Source organism: Streptoalloteichus tenebrarius, assembly GCF_024171885.1.
GTDB lineage: Bacteria > Actinomycetota > Actinomycetes > Mycobacteriales > Pseudonocardiaceae > Streptoalloteichus > Streptoalloteichus tenebrarius.
Genome location: NZ_JAMTCP010000046.1, coordinates 1 through 669 on the forward strand (window position 1 = coordinate 1; position 669 = coordinate 669).

The following is a 669-nucleotide window of genomic DNA, read 5'->3' on the forward strand; positions in this document are numbered from 1 at the left end:
AACTTGCCGCCACCGGCCACGGCCCCGCCGCCGCCCAGCTCGCCGAGCGGCTGGTCGAACAGATCCGCCGGTTCGACCGCGACCGCGCCGCCCAGCCCGTCATCACCGCCTTCCCGGCCGGAACGACCGACGAGGATCTGCCTGCCGGCGTGGTCGTCGACAAGCACCACGTCCGCATGGTCCTCACGCCCTGAACGGTCACCATGCCGCCGCCCCGTGGCTTCGTAGAACCTGGTGAACCCCGGCCCACGTCGGGCCGGGCTCACCGCGTTCCGGGCGCGGTCAGCGCTTCCTGGGCGGCACCAGGGTGTCGAACAGCCGGCATTCCCGAGATCGCCCAAGCCCGCCGTCTCGGTCACACCCTCGACGACAAGATCCAAGCCGTGTACTCCCACTTCGCTCCCGAAGTTGAACAGCGTCTCCTCGCCGCGCTGCAGACCCGCCGGGCCAACGCGCAGTCGTCCATGACTGGCGAAGCTGGCAACTGGCGGAACGTGGCGTGAAGGCGTCCGGATGAGCAGTGGTCGGGCGGGAGGAGAACGTTGCACCAGGATTGGTGGCCGGAATCGGGTCGGGCCGTTAGCCGGAGTAGGAGGGGGCCCACCGGTTCTTCCGGCGGGCCCCGCTTGACGCGCCGGAATGAGGTCCGGCCGTTGGCCGGAGTAGCAG

Annotated in this window: 1 pseudogene; it reads left to right on the forward strand. The window is 70.3% G+C overall.

Going from position 1 to position 669, the window contains the following annotated elements:
- A pseudogene (locus LX15_RS26865) lies at positions 1–194 on the forward strand (methyltransferase, FxLD system); the annotation flags it as partial.
- Between the last annotated feature and the right edge of the window lie 475 nt (positions 195–669).